Here is an 18,786-nt window from a genome sequence, read left to right on the forward strand (position 1 = left end):
ATTCCAAATGGAATAAGCCCTTAAAGTTGTTTAATCAATTCCTTGAAAAGCGTTATCATTTGTGGTTCCGCCTTGCCAGCCATTTCTATGATTTCGGTAATGTCTACCGGTTGCAAGTTGTCTGGGTCGCATTCGTCAGTCAACACCGAAACCGCAGCAGCCTTTAAACCTAAATGGTTGGCCACAATAATTTCAGGAACGGTACTCATACCCACAGCATCGGCACCAATGATTTTTAACATGCGGTATTCCGCCTTGGTTTCCAATTGAGGTCCAACAACCGATGCATAAACGCCTTTATGAAGTGCGATGCCTTGTTCCTTGGCGATGGATTCAAACTTGGCATTGATTGTTGGGTCATAAGGTTCGCTCATATCGGTAAAACGTTCACCTAAAAATTCTACACCTTTAAAAGCCAGTGGCGAACTACCTTGCAGATTGATATGGTCTTCAATAAGCATGAGTTCTCCCTTTTTAAAGTTTAGGTTGATGGCACCAGAGGCGTTGGAAACCAAAAGTGTTTTGATACCCAGTTTTTCCATAATCCGAACCGGATAGGTGACATCTTGTAGTGTATAACCTTCATATACATGGAAGCGTCCTTGCATGATGACGGCTTTTTTGCCTTCAATAATTCCGTAAATGAGTTTGCCTTTATGGAATTCGACCGTAGCGGTTGGAAAGTTTGGGATATGGTTGTAGCTCACTTCATGGAGGATTTCGACTTCTTCCAATAGTTTTCCCAATCCTGTTCCTAGGATGATGCCAATTTCAGGGTTTTCAAAGCCTTTACTTTGTAAATATTCGGTTGTCTCCGTGATGAATTTTATCATGTAAATATATCTTATAAATGGATGAATTTTTTAAATCTTCAAGGGTGTCTATATCGTTCAGTGTTTCTAACAAACCTACTGAAATAGATTGAGATTGTAACACGTTCATAGTTTCTTCAAACACTTTGGAATTACTCCAAGGCATGTTTTTAAAAAGGTTTTTATGAAGCTGTTTCATGCCAACTAAATAATAACCGCCATCTTCAGCTGGACCAAAAACGGTATCGGACGTTTTCAGTGCGCCAAAGGATTTGTTTATGAGTTCTTCTGAAATATCTGGCAAATCCGAGCCTATGAGTACAATGTTTTGATAGCCTTTTTTAAAACCGTCATTGAAGGCGTTTTTCATGCGTTCGCCCAAATCATTTCCTTGTTGAATGGTTTTGAAATCATTATGCCATCCTGTTTCTTCAATGGAATCTGAAAAATAAATGTGCTTGTCAATAGTTACCTGTTTAGTGGCTTGCTCGGTTTTAGATACGAGTATTTTGTAAACTTCAAAAGCAGCTTCGTCACCTATGTCTTTTGCCAGGCGTGTTTTTACTTTGCCCAACTCGCTGTTTTTCACAAATACAATCAGCAAATCCTTACTCATAGACACAGTCTCCTTTTTTTAGCCACTTGCTCCAGTCTTTTGAGAATCCATGCACTTTGGTGGTTTCACCCTTGTCATCAAAAACTGTGTAATCAGCATTTTTCCACTCAAAGATGCCACCATATAGATTATAGACCTGTTTATATCCTGCTTTTTGAAGTTTTTCCGCAATATCTTCCGAACGAATACCCAACGAGCAATACACCACAATGGTTTGGTTTTTATCAGGTACTTTGGTCTGAACTTCATCCAAATGGAAATTATTATAACCCACGTACATAGCTTTGTTTATGTGGCTCACTTCAAATTCTGGGCGTTCTCGAGCGTCCAATATCACTGCTTGTGTTTTCGGCATGGCTAATTCCTGAACACTTATATATGGCACCGAATTGGTGTTATATTTTTTTAGTAATTCAGACAACGACTCTTGGGAATAGCCAGAAACTATACCAAACACGATCAGGGCCATATTTAGGATATATCGTTTCATCAGGTAACACTTCCTTGACAGCTACTACCAGCACCAGCGGTACAGCCATAACAGTGCTGCGAAATGACAATATTTCTACCTTCAAGAAGGGATTCGTTGAATTCAGAAATGTGTTTGGCCTGACTGTTTACGGGCAATTGTAGCATTTGGTTAAAGTCACAATCATATAAGAATCCGTCCCAGCTTACTGATAAGGTATTGGTACACATGACGTTTTTGACAGCTTCAGGGTTATATGCTTCAACCAGTGCGTACATATAATCTTCATAATTTTCGGATGCAATTAAGTAATCCAAAAATCGACTGATGGGTAAATTGGTTAGTGCAAACAAATTATGAAAATGAATCCCGAAATCATCTAATAGCGATTTTTTAAAATCTTTTTCCAATGCTGCTTGATTTCCTGGTAAAAAGGCGCCAGAGGGATTGTAAACCAAATCCAAACGCAAGTCACTTTCAGGCATACCATAACCTATGGCATTCAAATCTTGAAGTGCCTGGATAGATTTGTCGAAAACACCATCACCACGTTGCTTATCGGTCTTGCCTTTAGTCCAATGTGGCATGGAACTCACGACATGGATGTTGTGTTTTTTGAAAAACTCTGGTAAATCATGATATTTTTTATTAGCTCTAATGATGGTCAAATTGGAGCGCACAATAAAATCCTTAATGCCTGCCTTGGCTGCTTCTTTCACAAACCATCGAAAATTGGGATTCATTTCTGGAGCACCACCTGTTAAATCTAATGTATGAGCTTCGGTTTGTTTTATCACATCCAAGCATTGTAGCATGGTTTCTTTGGTCATAATTTCCTTACGATCAGGTCCAGCATCTACATGGCAATGCGCACAAACTTGATTGCACATGTAACCTACATTAATTTGAAGGATTTCCAGCTTCCTGGCTTTCAATGGAAATTGTTGGCTTTCGGCCAGCTTGTTTTTAAATTTAGGCAATTCATCAGATTCAAAGATACCATTAGACAGTATTTCCAGTTGTCGGTTGCTTTCGGCTAATTCACTATGTCTCTTATGGAGCGATTGTAGCATCTATAAATCCAGTTTATTGACTTTATTCATCATTTGGACACCATGAACCAAGGAAGCGCCTCCACGAATGGCACCAGCTACATGCAGTGCTTCCATCATTTCGGCTTTAGTAATGCCACGTTGTAATCCATCACCCGTATAGGCGTCAATACAATAAGGACATTGAATAGTATGGGCAACTGCCAGCGCAATCAGGGACTTTTCCCGTTCGGTTAAATGGCCTTCCTTAAAAACAGCATTGTAATAATCGAAGAATTTAGAGCCCAATTCCTCATTCCAATCCGATATTTTTCCAAATTTTTTGAGATCGGCTGGGTCGTAATAGGTTTTTTGCATGGTTTAATTTTTTGAAAATGGAATATACGGTTTTAAGTCGAAGCTATGAATTAAAGATTACAGAAAATATGAAGTTTCAATTCTTGAAAAAACGAAAAATGGTATATTGCAAATAATATAAACTATTGTTATGGATTACTTTCATATAGCCACTGTTCTGGTGGTCATATCGGCTATTTTTGGTTATGTTAATGTGCGGTTTTTAAAGCTCCCAAATACGATAGGGCTTATGCTGATAACTATTGTTTTTACCTTGGCAGTTTTTGCTTTGAGTGCGGTAGATTCAACCTTACTAAATGCAGAACGCTACATTATTACACAAATTGATTTTAAGGAAATCCTACTGGATGTTATGTTGAGTTTTATGCTGTTTGCGGGAGCCTTGCATACCAATTTTGAGCAGTTGCGCGTGCAACGATGGCCAGTCTTGGTTTTTGCCACAATAGGAGTTTTGACTTCTACTTTTTTGGTTGGCTATGCCATGTATTTCTTATTACCGATTTTTGGATTGCCAGTAGAATTGGTTTATTGTCTCTTGTTTGGTGCTTTAATCTCGCCTACTGACCCTATTGCTGTTTTGGGTATTCTTAAAAATGTAGGTGCTCCTAAAAAATTGGAGACTAAAATTGTTGGGGAGTCCTTATTTAATGATGGTGTGGGCGTTGTGGTATTTCTAACCATTTTAAAAATAGCTCAATTGGGCAGTGGCGAAATTCAAGTGTCTGAAATTTTTGAGCTCTTTGTAGTTGAGGTTATTGGCGGCATAACATTAGGACTGGCTGTTGGATGGGTTACCTATCGATTAATGAGGTCTATTGATGATTATGATATTGAAGTTATTATAACATTAGCTGCTGTTATGGGAGGAACTGTCGTCGCGCAAATATATCACTTGTCAGCACCATTGGCCATGGTAACAGCCGGATTGGTTATTGGAAACGATACAGTGAGAAATTCAGCCATGTCAGAAATAACCGAAAGCTATGTGGATAAATTTTGGGAATTGGTCGATATTTTATTGAATACCATTTTATTTGTGTTGATAGGTATGGAGATTTTGGTTTTAACCTTTGAAACCAATTATATGTTTGCGGGACTTGTGGCTATTCCAGTAGTGTTAATTTGTCGCTATTTGTCCTTATTGCTGCCTGTTAAGTTTTTTGAAAAGCGTTTGGACTTTGCTCCAAAAACCAATCTTATCATGACCTGGGGTGGATTGCGTGGCGGTATTTCGATTGCTTTGGCACTGGGATTGACATTGGATATGCACCGAGACTTATTTTTAGTAATTACCTATATCATTGTTATATTTTCCATTTTAGTTCAAGGATTATCTTTGGGTAATTTGGTCAAGCGATTTACACCAACCATTAATTAAAAATTATGATTCAAGAACTTACCCAGAACTATGCGCATCTTTTTGAAAAAGAGCTTTTAAACGAGATTAATCAGGTTGGAACTTACAAGGATATTCCTGAAGGACATAAAATGATTGAGATTGGCGAGTACGTCCGTTCGATGCCTTTATTGATTTCTGGAGCTATAAAAATTTTACGGGAAGATCATGATGGTGATGAGCTGTTACTCTATTTTTTGGAAAAAGGCGATACCTGTGCCATGACCTTAACTTGTTGCTTGGGTCAGACCAAAAGTGAGATTCGTGCCATTGCAGAAACGGATGCTAAACTCATTATGATTCCCATAGAAAAGATGGAAGAATGGTCAGCCAAATATAAAAGTTGGCGGAATTTTGTGTTTGAAAGCTATCATAATCGACTCAATGAGTTGTTGGAAACCATTGATAGTATTGCCTTTTTAAAAATGGATGAGCGCTTGTTGAAATATCTTAATGAAAAAGCCCGGATTTCAAACGATAATATCATCAACAGTACGCATCAAGAAATAGCTTACGAGTTACATACATCGCGGGTGGTTATTTCACGACTTCTTAAAAAGTTAGAGAATTTAGGAAAGGTGGAGTTACACAGAAATCATATTGTGATAAAGAACATCAACTAGTCATTGTAACAGTTGTTACTGATAACTTTTGAAAGCATGAGTACTTTTGCCTCAAATGTTATCAATACTAAATATGGAACTACTAGAAATTTTTGGATATATCAGCGCTTTGATCATTGGCATTTCACTTGGCTTGATAGGAGGTGGTGGGTCCATTTTGGCAGTACCAGTATTGGCCTATTTATTTGTGGTTAATGAAAAAGTAGCTACAGCCTATTCTTTGTTTATTGTAGGTTTTAGTTCATTAATTGGTGGCGTTAAACAGCATTTTAAAGGCTATGTGGATTGGCGTACAGCAGTTGTTTTTGGTTTACCTGCCATTGTCGGAGTTACTTTGGTAAGACATTATTTGGTGCCTGCATTACCAGATGTGTTGTTTGAAATAAGCGATTTTGAGTTCACTAGGCGTATGGGTATGTTTGGGCTTTTCGCACTGCTTATGTTTCCAGCAGCGTTTTCCATGCTGAAAAAACGGGAGGATAAAGTAGTTGATAAAGCGGTTAAGTATAATTACCCGTTGATTTTAGTGGAAGGATTGGTTGTTGGAGCTATAACAGGATTGATTGGTGCAGGTGGTGGGTTTTTAATTATTCCAGCGTTAGTGATTCTCGCTAATGTCAAAATGAAGGTTGCTGTTGGAACCTCATTGATCATTATAGCCTTTAAGTCCTTGTTAGGATTCTTTTTGGGAGATGCCGTGACTATGGAAATTGATTGGACATTTCTTATCACATTTACCGGTATATCCTTAATTGGTATCTTTATTGGTAGTTATTTAGGGAATTTTATTGATGGTAATAAGTTGAAAAAAGGATTTGGATACTTTATTTTTGTTATGGCCATATTTATTTTTTACATGGAGTTTTTTGTAAAATAGGATTGTAACTTAAGTTACTGCTTGATTGATAATCAAATCGTAAATTTGTAAAATTAAAATTTAGAAAGATGAAGATAGAACAAATATATACTGGATGTTTAGCTCAAGGTGCATACTACATAGAGAGTGAAGGTGAAGTGGCTATTATTGATCCGTTGCGAGAAGTAAAGCCTTACATTGAAAGAGCCAAGAAAGCAAACGCCAAGATTAAATATATTTTTGAAACCCATTTTCATGCTGATTTTGTGAGTGGGCATGTTACCCTATCAAAAGAGACAGGCGCTCCAATCGTTTATGGGCCAACAGCTAATCCCTCATTTGATGCCCATATAGCTAAAGATCATGAGGAATTTAAACTTGGAAACATCACCATTGTAGCCTTGCACACACCAGGGCATACCATGGAGAGCACAACCTATTTGTTACGCGATGAAAATGGTAAAGACCATGCTATTTTTAGTGGCGACACGCTGTTTTTAGGAGATGTTGGACGACCAGATTTAGCTCAAAAAGCAGCTGATATGACTCAAGAAGAATTGGCTGGTATGTTATATGATAGTTTGCGGAGCAAAATTATGCCATTAGCGGACGACGTTATTGTTTATCCAGCTCATGGTGCAGGATCGGCCTGTGGTAAAAATATGATGAAGGAAACAGTAGACACGCTCGGTAATCAAAAAAATATGAATTATGCCTTACGAGCTAATATGACTAAACAGGAATTCATTAATGAGGTAACGGAAGGTTTAGAGGCTCCGCCAAAATATTTCCCGTTGAATGTTAAAATGAACAAGGAAGGGTATGATGACATAGACGAGGTATTAAAACGTGGCACACAAGCTTTAACGCCAGATGCCTTTGAAGCTGCTGCCAATGAGACAGAAGCCGTGGTATTGGATGTGCGTCATCAAAGTGAGTTTGTGAAAGGACATATACCACGATCTATTTTTATAGGTATTGATGGCGGTTTTGCGCCATGGGTTGGCGCATTGATAGCCGATGTAAAGCAACCGATTTTATTGGTGACCCCTGAAGGAAGAGAGGAAGAAACCATTACTAGACTATCGCGTGTAGGTTTTGACAACACGTTGGGATATTTAAAGGGTGGTTTTGAAGCCTGGAAAGCAGCTTCTAAAGAATACGATACCATTTCATCCATTTCGGCAGATGTCTTTAAAGAAAAATTAGCGGATTCGAATATACCAGTTTTTGATGTTCGAAAAGAAGGTGAATATGCTAGCGAGCATGTAAAGGATGCGCATTTAACGCCTTTGGACTTCTTGAATGATCATTTGAGTGAGTTTCCAGAAAATGAGACTTTCTATGTGCATTGCGCTGGTGGTTATCGTAGTGTGATAGCAGCATCCATTTTGAAAAGTCGCGGTATTCATAATTTAGTAGATGTTGCCGGTGGTTTTGGTGCTATTAAAAAAGCAGGAATCCCAGTAACGGATTACGTTTGCCCTTCGACATTAAAATAGTTTGAAAACTGAATTAGATATTTGAAAGAGCGGTACTGCCGCTCTTTTTTTAGTAACAAATGTTACGGACAGGCTTACAGCAAAGTTGTAATTTTACACTTGAAATTAATGTTAAACATGAAACAAATAGTAATCATTATGTCAATAATATCTATGTTATTCGGAACAACCAGTCAAGATTCTGCCATTAAGGTTTTGGCTCCAACAGAATATAAAACGCAAATTGAAAAAGGAAAAGTACAATTGGTGGATGTCAGAACACCAAGCGAATACCAATCGGGTCATATTAAAAATGCCCAAAATATTGATTTTAACGCGCCGTCTTTCGCTAGTCAATTTGAAAAATTAGATAAGGAAAAGCCTGTTTATGTTTATTGCCGAAGCGGTATGCGTAGTGCTCAAGCTTCTAAAAAATTGGTAGCCATGGGTTTCAAGGAAATTTACGACCTTAAAGGTGGTTATTTAAATTGGAAATAAGATGAATGCAGCTATTGTAATCCAAAACTTAAAATGTGGCGGTTGTGCCAACACCGTCAAGAACAAGCTATCTGAAATTGAGGGGCTTCAACACATTCATGTTGATGTTGAAAACAGTGTGGTAGCGTTCCAATATAGTCAAGAGGATCAGTTGATTGAAGCTAAAGACCGATTGAAAGCCATTGGCTATCCAGAACTAGATGCGGCAAATTCCATGATTACAAAAGCTAAATCATACATCAGTTGTGCAACCGGAAAAATGGCAAAATCATGATTTTGAGAACTTCCTTTGTTTTGGTATTTCTACTTTTGATGGCAGGTTGTAAAAACAACAACCACAACAGCGAATATGCTGAAATCGAATCCATTAAGAGTTCTGAAGAGCATCCTGGCAAAAAACTCATGGAAACCAACTGTTATGTGTGCCATAATCCAACTGCTAGTGAGCAGAACCGAATAGCACCTCCCATGATTGCTGTCAAGAAGCACTATTTAACAGATGGTATTTCAAAAAAAGACTTTATAAAAAGTATTCAGGATTTTATGAAAAATCCAAATGCTGACGATGCCAAGATGATTGGTGCTGTGAAAAGATTTGGTGTTATGCCTAAAGCCAATTATCCAGAGGCAACCATTACCCAAATTGCTGATTACATTTATGACAATGAGATTGAGCAACCCGAGTGGTTTGAAGAACATTTTAAACAAGGGCACGGTCAGGGTAAAGGCCTAGGCAAGGGAAATGGCCATCATGGTCAGATGATGGACAAACAACAAGCCAAAGTTGACGATTCAGATTTAAGCTTTGAAGAACGCGGATTGAAATACGCTTTGGGGACGAAGGCTGAATTGGGAAAGAACTTAATGGGAACCATTCAGAAAAAAGGCACTCTGGAAGCCATTGCCTTTTGCAACGAAGCGGCCTATCCGTTGACGGATAGTATGGCCGTAGTTTATAATGCGACCATCAAACGTGTATCTGATAAACCTAGAAATCCATACAATGCAGCGAGTTCGCACGAAGTAAACCTCATTAATAAGTTCAAGAAAGTTATTGCTAAAAGTGAAGAGCCACAAGCCATTGTTGAAGTAGGTGCTGAATCTGTAAACTTTTACTATCCCATTACGACAAACAGCATATGCTTGCAATGTCATGGGAAGCATATTGAATCCGAAGTTTATAAAACTATAAAAAGCTTGTACCCACAGGATTTGGCAACGGGTTATGGTGAAAATGAAGTGCGAGGCATGTGGAGCATATCATTTAATAAGTAAATTTTGTTATGAGTAGCTTTTCTAGTTTAATAAATCAAGACAAACCGGTTCTCGTGGATTTTTTTGCAGAATGGTGTGGCCCTTGTAAAATGATGGCGCCTATTCTAAAAGAAGTCAAGGATGCACTAGGTGAATCGGTGTCAATTTTAAAAGTAGATGTGGATAAAAACCAAGCTCTGGCTGCACAAATGCAGGTAAGAGGTGTCCCCACTTTGGTATTATATAAAAAGGGCAAACAACTATGGAGGCAATCTGGAGTCGTTCAAAAGAACGACTTAATTTCCCTGATAAAATCACATGCCTGATTTGAATTTATCTGAAGAATTTTGGGACAATCGCTATAAAAACCATGATACGGGTTGGGATATTGGTCATGTTTCTACACCGTTAAAAGCCTATATTGATCAAATACAGAATAAAAATAACAAAATTCTGATTCCAGGCGCTGGTAATGCCTATGAAGCCGAATACCTTATTAAAAATGGTTTTCAAAATGTTCATGTCGTTGACTTATCAAATACGGCTTTGAGTAATTTAAAGGCTCGTGTCCCTGAATTTCCTGAAGAACAACTACATCATGCTAACTTTTTTGATTTGAATGAGACTTTTGATTTAATATTGGAGCAAACCTTTTTTTGTGCTATAAATCCAGATTTGAGAATGGCTTATGCTGAAAAAATGGTTGAGCTTTTAGAAACAAATGGTAAACTGGTGGGTTTGTTGTTCAATGATACTTTGAATACGGATAGACCGCCTTTTGGAGGCTCAAAAAAAGAATATCTACATTATTTTGAACCCTATTTTTATATTGATATTTTTCAGGAATGCTACAATTCCATCGAAAGTAGAGCCGGTCGCGAGTTATTTATCAAGTTGCTGAAGAAATAAGATTTACTTCTTGTTCTTAAAAAAACCATGGGTTAATTGTCCCCAGAAATTTTGAGGCATGTTTTCATCACCTTTATATCCCAATTCAATGGTTCCACTGTCTTCAGGCACATAGTTAGTTTTAAAAATATAATCCCATAGGCTTAAGCTAATCCCAAAGTTTACTCCATATTGCCTATTACCTGGTAAGCTGTAGGCATGATGGTACAAATGCATGACCGGATTATTAAATATATATTTAAGAGGTCCCCAAGTAATCTTGATATTGGAGTGGTTAAAATGACCAATAGTAATAGCCATAAAATGAACAATGTAAGCCTGTTCGGGTTCAAAACCACCTAAAATCATGACGCCAAAAACTTTCAATGGCTTATAAAGTATGTTTTCCATCCAGTGATAACGCAAATGGGCTGCAAATCCCATTTCTTTTACGCTATGGTGAACTTGGTGAAAACGCCATAACACCTCAAAACGATGCAGCATAACGTGGGTAAACCATTGCACAAAATCCAATACTATAAAAAACACCAACAACTGGAGCCACATTGGCCAAATTGAAATATCAACGATAGCAAGACTTTTCATAGAAATCCCCATATTGCTGAAGGCAAGCTCTAAAACACTATAGACACCGGTAATGATAATGGCGAAAATGAAAAAATTAAAGAACATGTAAAAGGTATCCAGCCAAAAGTCTTTTCTAAAAATAGCTTGTTCTTGGCGCCATGGAAAGGCAATTTCCAGTAGCCACACCACTAAAGAGATGACAATTAACCCCCAAAAGTAATTCGTATACCAAGGCACTTGAAACGTTATGGAATTCCAAGTCCAATTCAGCGTTCCTGTGAAGGCATTCATAAAAACTTCAATATATTCCCACATAGAATAGATGTTATTTTACAAAGTTACGGACAATTGATAAAATGATTTTATACAAAATTGCACTAAGTAACTGTTAAAGTCAGTAACTAATGTTACGAAATGTGCTTGGTAGCATCAATTTTCGTTTTCTTTGTAAAAATTTTTTTTGAAATGGATTTAATAAATGAGCCTTGGCCTTGGTATGTGTCCGGTCCCATGATTGCTTTTATCATGTTTTTGTTGATTATGGTTGATAAACGGTTTGGAATGTCTTCAAACTTAAGAACTATGTGTAGTATGGCGGGAGCTGGGAAGAAAGCCACTTTTTTTGATTTTGATTGGAAGTCTCAACGCTGGAATTTAGTCGTTGTTTTGGGTGCTGTCATTGGTGGTTTTATAGCTTCTAATTTTATGACACCTTCTGACGCTGTAGCTATTAATCCAGATACCATTACCAATTTGAAGGCATTAGGTTTTGAGAGTGCAGGCGAGGCTTACTTACCCACCGAGTTATTTAATAATACCGTTTTTTCAGATTTCAAAGCCTTGGCAATTTTAATTATTGGCGGATTTTTGGTTGGCTTTGGTGCACGCTATGCGGGTGGCTGTACTTCCGGTCATGCCATTTCAGGTTTGAGTAATTTGCAATTACCATCATTGCTTGCTGTTGTTGGCTTTTTTATTGGTGGATTATTGATGGTTCATGTGTTATTCCCACTAATATTTTAAGAGATGAAAACAATTGTTTATTTAGTCATAGGTGTTCTATTTGGTATTACCATGTTTAAGTCGGAAGCGGCATCTTGGTTTCGAATCTATGAAATGTTTCAATTTCAGGCATTCCATATGTACGGCATTATTGGGTCAGCACTGGTATTGGGTGTTTTAATGACTTATTCTATAAAGCGATTTAACATCAAATCATTTTATAAGAATGCTATTCATTTTGAAGCCAAAGAGAAAAGTTTTTATCGTTATATAATTGGCGGCATTCTGTTTGGATTGGGTTGGGCTTTGGCAGGTGCTTGTCCAGGGCCTATGTATACTCTGGTGGGCGCGGGATTTATGCCTATGATTCTGGTGGTTTTGGCTGCTGTTGTCGGAACCTTTGTCTATGGTTTGTTGAAAGATAAATTACCACATTAAATAATTTTGTAAGGAGTTAAACAAACAATGGACTGAATCAGGAAAATAATCTTATGAAGTCTTTACCACTTTTGTTTGCCTTATTCTTATCACTTACATTATATGCTCAAGTTCCCGAAAAAGCAGAAGATATCAGCCCTTTGTTGATTGGAGAAAGCATCCCCAATGCCAAATTGTTGGATGTAAACGGTCGCGATGTTTCTATTCATAAAGTCATTAAAGAAAAGCCCACTGTGCTCGTTTTCTATAGAGGTGGTTGGTGTCCGTATTGTAATGAGCAATTAGTGGCTTTGGGAGAAGTGGAGCAGGAAATCATTGATTTAGGCTATCAAATTGTAGCCGTGAGCCCTGACCATGTTGCGTCGTTGAAACCAACGATTGAGACCGAAGGTTTGAACTATCAGGTATATGTCGATCCCCAAGCAAAGCTTATTCAAGAAATGGGTATTGGATTTAAAACACCTGGTATGGCCAAAATGTATATTACCAAGAAAACCAAAATGGACGCTACGGAGATATTACCAGTTCCAAGCGTTTTTGTTTTAAATACTTCAGGTGAAATCTTGTTTGAATATATCAATCCAAACTATAAAATACGATTAAGTTCAGAGCTATTGATAGCCAATTTGATAGCTTTAAAAGCTTAAAATTAGAAAAATAACATACTTTTTAAACCAAAAAACCCGAACAATTTGTTCGGGTTTTTAGCGGTGGTGCCTCCAGGAATCGAACCAGGGACACAAGGATTTTCAGTCCTTTGCTCTACCAACTGAGCTAAGGCACCAGTTGCATTAATGCGGATGCAAATATAAGTTGTTTTTATTATCCTCCAAAAGAAAAATTATAAAAAATCGTTTTGTAATTTTGCCGTTTTTAATAGCGCTATGAATTTAGTTGTTGATATAGGAAATACGTTTGCCAAGTTCGCTGTTTTTCAAAATGATGACCTTGTTTTTAAAACAAGCTTTGAATTAGCATCTTTTGCAAAAGAACTCAATAGCGTACTTCAGAAATACCATTCCATCAATGATTGTATTATTTCTTCAGTTGGGAAACTAAATGAAGATGATAGTCGGTATTTAAAAAAGAAGTTGCCTGTTTTAGAACTTAATTCAAATACCCCATTACCTTTTATTAACAAATACCAAACGCCTAAAACACTAGGAGTGGATAGAATAGCATTAGTCTCGGCTGCAGTAAAAAACTACCCAAAATCTAATGTGTTAATCATAGATGCTGGAACTTGTATAACCTATGATATCGTAACAGCTGACAACCAATATTTAGGCGGTGGAATATCTCCTGGGGTTGACATGCGCTATAAGTCGCTTAACAATCTTACAGCCAACTTGCCGTTATTAAAACCAACGGCTCCAAAATATCTGGTAGGGAAGACCACTAAAGAAGCTATTCATTCCGGAGTTATGAATGGCGTAATCCATGAAATTGACGGTGTAATTAATGATTATAGGCAGGAATTCGAAGATTTAACAGTTATTTTAACAGGAGGAAACGCTAATTTTTTGTCTAAACAATTAAAAAGTAGCATATTTGCGAACTCTAATTTCCTGTTGGAGGGCTTAAACTATATTTTACAATTTAATTCAGAAGAATGATTAAAAAACTTGTACTGGTTTTCATCGCGCTGTTTACCATTCAAATTTATGCACAGGAAGGTACGTCGTCACCTTACTCGTTTTACGGAATTGGTAGCTTAAAATTTAAAGGGACAGTGGAAAATAGAAGTATGGGTGGTTTAAGTATCTATACAGACAGTATTCATATCAACTTGCGAAACCCTGCCTCCTATGCCGGAAAAAGTTTGGCCATGTATGGTAATGAGGGTAGACCCGTTAAATTTGCCGTTGCAGGATCCCACTCAAGTTTAAAATTAAAAAGTGATTCGGGAGATGATAGATTGTCTTCATCTACTTTTGATTATTTGGCCTTGTCAATCCCAATTGGTAGAGTTGGTGTTGGAGTTGGCTTAATACCATATACCTCGGTTGGGTATAAATTGGAAACTCTTAACAGTAGTGACCAGTTGAGTGAAAGATTTCGAGGGGAAGGTGGTCTTAACAGAACCTATTTGTCAGTTGGCTATTTAATTAATGATCATTTTAGTATTGGGGTAGATGCCAGATATAATTTTGGTAATATCAAGAATAGTACGATTGTATTTGGATACAATGATGACGGAGAATTATTGCAATATCAATCCAGGGAAAACAATCGATCTGATTTAAGCGGTTTGAGCTTCAATATAGGGCTGACCTATCAAAGAATGATTACTGATAAGCTGGAGTTGAAATCGGGAGTTACCTATACGCCACAAGCAAAATTACAATCTCGAAATGAGCGTTCGTTCAATACCATTGTTATCAATTCATCTTCCGGTCAAGAATTTATAGTGAATACTATTGAAGCCGATCTGGAATCACAAGGGTTGGATGAAACCAATTTTTTACTGCCTTCTAAATTTTCATTGGGAGCTGGAATTGGCCAACCAAGAATTTGGTTTGTTGGTGCAGAATATACCTTTCAAAACACGGAAAAATTTGTAAATGAACTTCACAGTAATAACGGTACAGTTTATTCAAATAGTTCAAGTTTTGCTATTGGAGGATTTATGGTTCCTAAATATAATTCTTTTTCAAGTTACTTTAAACGAATGGTTTACAGGGCTGGATTACGCTTTGAAGACACTGGTTTAAATATTAACAACACCAGTATTAATGAGTTTGGCATATCTTTTGGAGTAGGATTACCAATAGGTAGCGCCAGAGACTTTTTCTCGAATGCTAATCTAGGTTTTGAATTAGGAAAACGGGGAACCACAAAAAACAATTTAATACAAGAGAACTTTTTTAATTTTCATTTAAGTTTGTCGTTAAATGATAGATGGTTCCAAAAAAGAAAATATGAATAAACACTATAAATTTGATATTATGAAAACGAAAATTACATGGTTAACGCTGGTGCTGGTTTTTTTGGCCTTTAATAGTGTTAATGCACAACAAGATGAAGAGTGTATGACGAACTTGTCTATTTTCTCTGAGTATGCTAAAGCTAAAAATTACGACGCCGCTTTTGAGCCTTGGATGAAAGTTAGAAACAAGTGTCCAAAATTAAACCTGAATATTTATATTGCTGGTGAGGATATTTTGGAGCATAAAATTGAAAAATCCAATGGAGCTGAAAAAGTAGCTTTTATCAATGATTTGAAAAAATTATGGGAAGAGCGTGCCATGCATTATGCCAGTAAAACCAAAAAGGGAGAATATGGTGCTAAATCTTGTCAATTACTTTATGATAACAGAGAGTTGTTGAAGTTGACCGATGAAGAGTTGTATGAGTGTTTTGATGCTGCTTATAAGGCTGACCCAGAAACTTTTACAAACCCAAAATCATTATATACCTATTTTTCTTTAATGGTGGACTTATATGATGCTGGAAAAAAATCGGCTGCTGATTTGTTCAACAAATATGATGACGTAACTGAAAAAGTAGAAATAGAGGTCAGTAACTTCTCTGAAGATTTAAATAAATTGGTTGCCAAAGAAGATGCTGGAACAGCTTTAACCAGTAAAGAAGGTAGATACAAAAGATACTATGAAAGTTACTTAACTAATTATGATTTAATTTCAAGTAATATGGATAAAAAATTAGGAGATCGTGCCAATTGCGAAAACTTAATTCCATTATATACTAAAGATTTTGAAGCCAACAAAGACAATGCCGTTTGGTTACAGCGTGCAATGAATAAGATGTATGAAAAAGAATGTACTGATGACCCTTTATTCGTAAAGATTGTAGAGCAGAAAAACGCTGTTCAACCAGATGCTAACACCGCATTCTATATTGGGATTTTAAAGGACAAAGCTGGTCAATCCAACGAAGCAGTTAAGTTTTATGAGCAAGCTATTAGTTTAGAAACTGATAATTTCAAGAAAGCTAAATTGAATGAGAAAATTGGTGATAAATTAAGAATGCGTGGAAGCTATGGTAGTGCCAGAAGTTATTATGATAAAGCATTACAACTTAACCCGTCAAATGGTCGTCCACACTTGAAAATTGCTGACATGTACAACAGAAGTGCTAACGATTGTGGTGATACGAATTTTAACAAGCGTGCCGTGTTTTGGTTAGCTGCTGCCGAAGCCGAAAAAGCCGGTCGTGTAGACCCAACTTTAAAAAGTTCAGCAGCACAGTCTGCAACAAGCTATAGAGCCAAAGCACCACAGAAAAGTGAGATTTTTAGCGAAGATATGTCTGGAAAGTCTATCAGCATTGGATGCTGGATTGGCAGAACCATTACTGTTCCTAAAATCTAATGTTTAGAACACAATATCAAATATATTTAAGCATAGTCATGGTAATAGCCATGACTATGTTTTTTTCATGCAAAAGCAATTTAGATGAGGTCAACAAAATTGGTATTTCAGAAAATGAACCCATTGGCGTTGCTGAAAATATCAATTTAAAATATACCGATTCTGGTCGTGTAACGGCTAACTTATTGAGTCCTAAAATGCTTGACTTTTCCAATAGGACTTTTGCTTACAATGAATTTCCTGATGGTGCACACCTGATATTGTTTGATGAAAACAATGAGCAAAGTACCGTTACTGCAGATTATGCCATAGTTTATGATAAAACAGGTATTATTGATATGCAAGGCAATGTGATTTTGGCTTCTGCTCAAAAGGATACCTTATTTGCAGAACAACTGTATTATGACCAAGAACGCGAATGGTTGTTTACCAATAAACCTGTGACCTTTAGACGTGGCCTAGACGTTATTAACGGGAAGGGCTTTGATTCTAATGCCGATTTTAGCCAAGCCGAAGTTTTGGAAATAGATGGTGTAATCACACCTCTTGATGAATAACTTATTTTTCAGCCTCCTTTTTTAGTATCTTTACATTAAATTTTAAACCTCCTATTAATGAAAATCTATAAGTTTTTCCATTATGCCTATTTAATTTTTGCGGTACTATTTATTATTGATGCGATTCAAAATTGGGATAGAGGCTCAAGAACATATATTTCATTGGGCTTGGCTGCTTTGGCAATTTTTGTGTTTTTCTTCAGAAGAAAGTTTATGAAACGTTACGAAAATAAAAAGTAATTGGAGCTCATGTCAGCGGAAGTTCTCATTATTATTTCTTCATTAATTCTTTCGGCCTTTTTTTCAGGAATGGAAATAGCCTATGTGTCTTCGAACAAGATTCACATAGAAATAGAAAAAAAGCAAAAAGGACTTTTGGCTAAAATCCTATCTAGATTAACGGAAAGCCCGTCGAAATTTATTGCAACCATGCTCATTGGAAATAACATTGCGCTGGTTGTTTATGGGTTTTTTATGGGAGATGTTTTGGTCAATTGGTTTCAATCCATGCTGCCCTCATCTTACAGCGTGGTTAATTATTTATTGATTGATTTGAGTCTTTTGACACAAACGATTATTTCCACATTGATTATCTTAATTACGGCAGAATTTTTACCGAAGGTATTTTTTCAGATTTATGCCAATTCGCTTTTAAAAATACTAGCCTTACCAGCCTATATTTTTTATATAATCTTTACCTGGATTTCAAATTTTGTTATTTGGATTTCAGATTTGGTATTGAAAAAGTTCTTTAAAACAGATGGCGATCAGGTACAATTGGCTTTTACAAAGGTAGAATTGGGTAACTATATCAGTGAGCAAATGGAGAGTGTTGAGGCTCATGATGATATGGATACCGAAATTCAGATTTTTCAAAATGCTTTAGAATTTTCCGAAGTGAAAGCCCGTGAAGTTATGGTGCCAAGAACTGAAATTATAGCTGTTGAGGTAAAAGAATCTATAAAAGCTATGAATGCTTTATTTACTGAAACCGGTATTTCTAAAATGGTCGTTTACAAAGAAAACATTGATGATATTTTGGGTTACGTGCATTCTTTTGAATTATTTAAAAAACCTAAAAATATCAAGTCGGTTATCATGCCTGTGGAATTTGTTCCAGAAACCATGTTGATCAAGGATATCTTGAACGTACTAATAAAAAAACGCAAGAGTATAGCTGTGGTTTTGGATGAATATGGTGGCACTTCTGGTATTATGACGGTTGAAGATATTGTTGAGGAATTATTTGGAGAAATTGAAGATGAACACGATACTGTGGTTCTTAAAGAGGAGCAAATGGATGAACATAATTATGTGTTTTCAGCTAGATTGGAAGTGGATTATCTTAATGAAACCTACAAGCTAAACTTACCTGAAAGTGAAAATTATGAAACTTTGGGAGGGCTTATTGTAGACCAAACTGAAGGAATTCCAGAACATAACGAAGTGGTGACTCTGGATGATTTTCAATTCACAATCTTGGAAGTCTCGAACACTAAAATAGACCTCGTTAAACTAAAAATTCTGCAAGAGGACTAATTTCCTGAATATTATATCAATTAATG

24 protein-coding genes and 1 tRNA gene are annotated in these 18,786 nt (G+C 36.7%); 18 read left to right on the plus strand and 7 right to left on the minus strand.

Annotation, left to right across the window (positions count from 1 at the left end; all coding sequences use genetic code 11):
• Positions 1-20 precede the first annotated feature (20 nt).
• From ACKXGU_RS10750 to ACKXGU_RS10770, 5 genes are read right to left on the minus strand one after another with little or no spacing between them, the layout of a single operon-like run.
• Positions 21-833, minus strand: coding sequence for a purine-nucleoside phosphorylase (locus ACKXGU_RS10750; protein ID WP_463465319.1), 813 nt, complete (start codon positions 831-833; stop codon positions 21-23).
• A complete protein-coding gene (locus ACKXGU_RS10755; protein ID WP_463465320.1) occupies positions 790-1,428 on the minus strand; it encodes a TIGR04282 family arsenosugar biosynthesis glycosyltransferase in 639 nt (212 codons plus the stop codon). Before ACKXGU_RS10755 ends, ACKXGU_RS10750 begins: the two co-directional genes overlap by 44 nt.
• Positions 1,421-1,918 (minus strand): rhodanese-like domain-containing protein, encoded by a 498-nt coding sequence (locus ACKXGU_RS10760; RefSeq protein ID WP_463465321.1) that lies wholly within the window; start codon positions 1,916-1,918, stop codon positions 1,421-1,423. The genes ACKXGU_RS10755 and ACKXGU_RS10760 overlap by 8 nt, the downstream gene beginning before the upstream one ends.
• The gene (gene arsS, locus ACKXGU_RS10765; RefSeq protein WP_463465322.1) at positions 1,918-2,970 is read right to left on the minus strand and encodes an arsenosugar biosynthesis radical SAM (seleno)protein ArsS; all 1,053 of its coding nucleotides are present in this window, start codon (positions 2,968-2,970) and stop codon (positions 1,918-1,920) included. The genes ACKXGU_RS10760 and arsS overlap by 1 nt, the downstream gene beginning before the upstream one ends.
• Positions 2,971-3,306 carry an arsenosugar biosynthesis-associated peroxidase-like protein gene (locus ACKXGU_RS10770; protein ID WP_103051038.1) on the minus strand — a complete coding sequence of 112 codons (336 nt, stop codon included), beginning with the start codon at positions 3,304-3,306 and terminating at the stop codon, positions 2,971-2,973.
• A 130-nt stretch (positions 3,307-3,436) separates the two neighbouring features.
• Between ACKXGU_RS10770 and ACKXGU_RS10775 the strand changes: the two genes are divergently transcribed.
• From ACKXGU_RS10775 to ACKXGU_RS10815, 9 genes are all read left to right on the plus strand, one after another.
• Entirely contained in the window at positions 3,437-4,684 is a 1,248-nt protein-coding gene (locus ACKXGU_RS10775; protein ID WP_463465323.1) for a cation:proton antiporter, read from the plus strand.
• Between the two features lie 5 nt (positions 4,685-4,689).
• Positions 4,690-5,325: a Crp/Fnr family transcriptional regulator gene (locus ACKXGU_RS10780; protein ID WP_463465324.1), complete on the plus strand. Its 636-nt coding sequence runs from the start codon at positions 4,690-4,692 to the stop codon at positions 5,323-5,325.
• Between the two features lie 73 nt (positions 5,326-5,398).
• The gene (locus tag ACKXGU_RS10785; protein WP_463465325.1) at positions 5,399-6,202 is read left to right on the plus strand and encodes a sulfite exporter TauE/SafE family protein; all 804 of its coding nucleotides are present in this window, start codon (positions 5,399-5,401) and stop codon (positions 6,200-6,202) included.
• Between the two features lie 68 nt (positions 6,203-6,270).
• Positions 6,271-7,683 (plus strand): MBL fold metallo-hydrolase, encoded by a 1,413-nt coding sequence (locus ACKXGU_RS10790; RefSeq protein ID WP_463465326.1) that lies wholly within the window; start codon positions 6,271-6,273, stop codon positions 7,681-7,683.
• A 117-nt stretch (positions 7,684-7,800) separates the two neighbouring features.
• Entirely contained in the window at positions 7,801-8,160 is a 360-nt protein-coding gene (locus ACKXGU_RS10795) for a rhodanese-like domain-containing protein (RefSeq protein ID WP_463465327.1), read from the plus strand.
• 1 nt (position 8,161) lies between these two features.
• On the plus strand, positions 8,162-8,434 hold the full coding sequence (locus ACKXGU_RS10800; protein ID WP_463465328.1) for a heavy-metal-associated domain-containing protein: 273 nt from the start codon (positions 8,162-8,164) through the stop codon (positions 8,432-8,434).
• Positions 8,431-9,435 (plus strand): c-type heme family protein, encoded by a 1,005-nt coding sequence (locus ACKXGU_RS10805; protein ID WP_463465329.1) that lies wholly within the window; start codon positions 8,431-8,433, stop codon positions 9,433-9,435. Before ACKXGU_RS10800 ends, ACKXGU_RS10805 begins: the two co-directional genes overlap by 4 nt.
• An 8-nt stretch (positions 9,436-9,443) precedes the next feature.
• Complete coding sequence (gene trxA, locus ACKXGU_RS10810) at positions 9,444-9,740, plus strand: thioredoxin (protein ID WP_463465330.1); 297 nt, start codon at positions 9,444-9,446, stop codon at positions 9,738-9,740.
• Position 9,741: 1 nt separating this feature from the next.
• Positions 9,742-10,323 (plus strand): methyltransferase domain-containing protein, encoded by a 582-nt coding sequence (locus tag ACKXGU_RS10815; protein WP_463467430.1) that lies wholly within the window; start codon positions 9,742-9,744, stop codon positions 10,321-10,323.
• Between the two features lie 3 nt (positions 10,324-10,326).
• Here ACKXGU_RS10815 and ACKXGU_RS10820 read toward each other — a convergent pair whose 3' ends face one another.
• Entirely contained in the window at positions 10,327-11,205 is an 879-nt protein-coding gene (locus ACKXGU_RS10820; protein ID WP_463465331.1) for a sterol desaturase family protein, read from the minus strand.
• A gap of 150 nt (positions 11,206-11,355) precedes the next feature.
• Here ACKXGU_RS10820 and ACKXGU_RS10825 point away from each other — a divergent pair, with 150 nt between their 5' ends.
• Genes ACKXGU_RS10825 through ACKXGU_RS10835 form a run of 3 tightly spaced genes read left to right on the plus strand, consistent with a single transcriptional unit; the run spans position 11,356 to position 12,977 of the window.
• Positions 11,356-11,913, plus strand: coding sequence for a YeeE/YedE family protein (locus ACKXGU_RS10825; RefSeq protein WP_463465332.1), 558 nt, complete (start codon positions 11,356-11,358; stop codon positions 11,911-11,913).
• Positions 11,914-11,916: 3 nt separating this feature from the next.
• On the plus strand, positions 11,917-12,330 hold the full coding sequence (locus ACKXGU_RS10830) for a DUF6691 family protein (protein WP_463465333.1): 414 nt from the start codon (positions 11,917-11,919) through the stop codon (positions 12,328-12,330).
• Between the two features lie 53 nt (positions 12,331-12,383).
• A complete protein-coding gene (locus tag ACKXGU_RS10835) occupies positions 12,384-12,977 on the plus strand; it encodes a peroxiredoxin-like family protein (RefSeq protein ID WP_463465334.1) in 594 nt (197 codons plus the stop codon).
• 64 nt (positions 12,978-13,041) lie between these two features.
• Here ACKXGU_RS10835 and ACKXGU_RS10840 read toward each other — a convergent pair.
• Positions 13,042-13,114, minus strand: a tRNA-Phe gene (locus ACKXGU_RS10840).
• 100 nt (positions 13,115-13,214) lie between these two features.
• Here ACKXGU_RS10840 and ACKXGU_RS10845 point away from each other — a divergent pair.
• Genes ACKXGU_RS10845 through ACKXGU_RS10870 form a run of 6 tightly spaced genes read left to right on the plus strand, consistent with a single transcriptional unit; the run spans position 13,215 to position 18,760 of the window.
• On the plus strand, positions 13,215-13,946 hold the full coding sequence (locus tag ACKXGU_RS10845) for a type III pantothenate kinase (RefSeq protein ID WP_463465335.1): 732 nt from the start codon (positions 13,215-13,217) through the stop codon (positions 13,944-13,946).
• Positions 13,943-15,259 (plus strand): hypothetical protein, encoded by a 1,317-nt coding sequence (locus ACKXGU_RS10850; RefSeq protein ID WP_463465336.1) that lies wholly within the window; start codon positions 13,943-13,945, stop codon positions 15,257-15,259. The genes ACKXGU_RS10845 and ACKXGU_RS10850 overlap by 4 nt, the downstream gene beginning before the upstream one ends.
• Before the next feature lie 19 nt (positions 15,260-15,278).
• On the plus strand, positions 15,279-16,664 hold the full coding sequence (locus ACKXGU_RS10855; protein ID WP_463465337.1) for a hypothetical protein: 1,386 nt from the start codon (positions 15,279-15,281) through the stop codon (positions 16,662-16,664).
• Positions 16,664-17,221 carry an LPS export ABC transporter periplasmic protein LptC gene (lptC, locus tag ACKXGU_RS10860; RefSeq protein ID WP_463465338.1) on the plus strand — a complete coding sequence of 186 codons (558 nt, stop codon included), beginning with the start codon at positions 16,664-16,666 and terminating at the stop codon, positions 17,219-17,221. The genes ACKXGU_RS10855 and lptC overlap by 1 nt, the downstream gene beginning before the upstream one ends.
• 57 nt (positions 17,222-17,278) lie before the next feature.
• Positions 17,279-17,461, plus strand: a complete 183-nt coding sequence (locus ACKXGU_RS10865) for a hypothetical protein (RefSeq protein ID WP_103051071.1) — start codon at positions 17,279-17,281, stop codon at positions 17,459-17,461.
• A 9-nt stretch (positions 17,462-17,470) separates the two neighbouring features.
• Positions 17,471-18,760, plus strand: coding sequence for a hemolysin family protein (locus ACKXGU_RS10870; RefSeq protein WP_463465339.1), 1,290 nt, complete (start codon positions 17,471-17,473; stop codon positions 18,758-18,760).
• The last annotated feature ends 26 nt before the right edge of the window (positions 18,761-18,786 follow it).

It is taken from the genome of Hanstruepera sp. CR43 (assembly GCF_055227665.1).